Origin of the sequence: Rheinheimera soli, from assembly GCF_021290985.1 — a bacterium.
Classification (GTDB): domain Bacteria; phylum Pseudomonadota; class Gammaproteobacteria; order Enterobacterales; family Alteromonadaceae; genus Pararheinheimera; species Pararheinheimera soli.
The window spans coordinates 1-1,811 of record NZ_JAJOYU010000077.1; the positions used below are offsets into that span (position 1 = coordinate 1).

General features: G+C 45.7%; 2 protein-coding genes. Both read right to left on the reverse strand.

What is annotated here, in order from left to right; genetic code table 11:
• The coding region (locus LSG37_RS21035) for an alpha/beta hydrolase (RefSeq protein WP_233081967.1) at positions 1 to 1,024 on the reverse strand (1,024 nt) is incomplete at its 3' end.
• Between the two features lie 131 nt (positions 1,025 to 1,155).
• Positions 1,156 to 1,575: an organic hydroperoxide resistance protein gene (locus LSG37_RS21040; RefSeq protein WP_233081968.1), complete on the reverse strand. Its 420-nt coding sequence runs from the start codon at positions 1,573 to 1,575 to the stop codon at positions 1,156 to 1,158.
• Between the last annotated feature and the right edge of the window lie 236 nt (positions 1,576 to 1,811).

Here is a 1,811-nt window from a genome sequence, read left to right on the forward strand (position 1 = left end):
AGTTCAGGTGCTTTTTCAGTGCCTGACCAGCCTGGTCCAGTGCAGCTTGTGTACCTGGTACATCAGACAGCACATTCAGCAAACCAAAGTCGTGGATCATGCCGTTGTAGCGCACTGAAGTGACTGTCACACCAGCAGCATCCAGTTTATTGGCATAAGCTTCACCTTCGTCACGCAGTACATCTAAGCCCGCAGTCTGAATTAAAGTTGGCGGTAAACCTTTTAACTGCTCTGTGGTTGCACGCAGTGGTGATGCATAAATCTCGTTACGTTGTGCTGGGCTCGTGGTGTAGTTATCCCAGAACCACTGCATCATGTTTTTGGTCAGGAAGTAGCCGTCTGCAAATTGGTTGTACGAGCTATTCTCAAAGTTCGCATCTGTCACAGGCCATAACAGCAACTGGAATTTCAGTTTAGGAGTACCAGCTTCTTTGGCTTTTAAGGCGACTACTGCCGCCATATTGCCACCGACACTGTTACCTGCTAATGCCAAACGTGAGCTGTCGATGTTCAGCTCTTTGCCATGCTCTGCTACCCACTTCGTTGCAGCATAGGCCTGATTAATAGCTGTTGGGTATTTGGCTTCTGGTGATGGCGTGTAATCCACATAAACAGCTGCTGCACCAGAGCGGCTGACTAAATCACGGATTAAACGCTCATGGGTTGGAAAATCGCCTAATACCCAACCACCACCGTGGAAGAACATAAAAGCGGGTAATACACCTTTGCTGCCTGCAGGACGAACCACCACCAGTTTTAATGGTTTGCCATCAATCGTGATGGTTTTTTCACTGACATCAGCGGCTGGTAATTTGGCACCAGCCTGAGCACCTGTTAATACGGCGCGGGCATCTTTAGGCGACAGTTGCTCTAAAGGTTTACCACCGCCCTGAGCCAGAGCATTTAAAAAGCCCTGAGTTTGTTGTTCAACCTGTACATCAAGAGCAGGACCACCAGCGGCGAATGCACTGTTAATACCTAAAGCAATGACTGTTAAACCTAAAACTTTACGAAATGTGTTCATGTGAATCTCCTCGCCTCAGCGGTTAGTGGGTGGCGATAACAGGATGCTTATTCATCTAACTGTTATCGCGATACGTTAATGGTTAAAAAATTCAGTTTCTTTGGCTTCGTTTCGAGTTTGGCTCAGTGCTGTTAGCTGACAATGACTAAACGCACATCAATATTGCCGCGAGTTGCGTTTGAGTAAGGACATACCTGGTGAGCTTTCGTCACTAAGTCCTGTGCTACTTCCAAGCTTAAGCCTGGCAGGCTGATTTGCAGTTCGATATCCAGACCAAAACCACCTGGGATTTGACCTATACCCACTTCAGCTGTGATTTTTGCATCGTTAGCAATCAGCACTTTTTGTTGTGAAGCGACATATTTAATGGCACCTAAGAAACAGGCTGAGTAACCAGCGGCAAATAACTGCTCAGGGTTAGTGGCTGCACCACCTGCGCCACCTAATTCTTTAGGAGTGCTTAATTTCACATCCAATACGCCGTCTGAAGACACTGAACGACCGTCACGACCTGAAGTTGAAGTTGCTACTGCTTTATAAAGTACTTGCATGATGTATTCCTCTGTTAAGTTCATTTATTTGCGATATGTATTATCGCGATAACTGTATGATTTAAAAAAATGGGTGAACTCACCCGGTTTTACTGCTGTTACTGCCAGTCCTTACGGACCTATTCTTACCTTCTGTATTCGGTCGTTTTACTGCTGTTGAACCAGCTGTTCGGCCCGAGTTGCGATTATATTATTGCGATAACTATTATTTCGCAAGTTTAATTTTGAGATTTTTT

What these genes read in the sequence shown, in the direction of transcription:
- LSG37_RS21040 (WP_233081968.1), bottom strand. Translation starts at nt 1,575, where the DNA reads ATGCAAGTACTTTATAAAGCAGTAGCAACTTCAACTTCAGGTCGTGAC.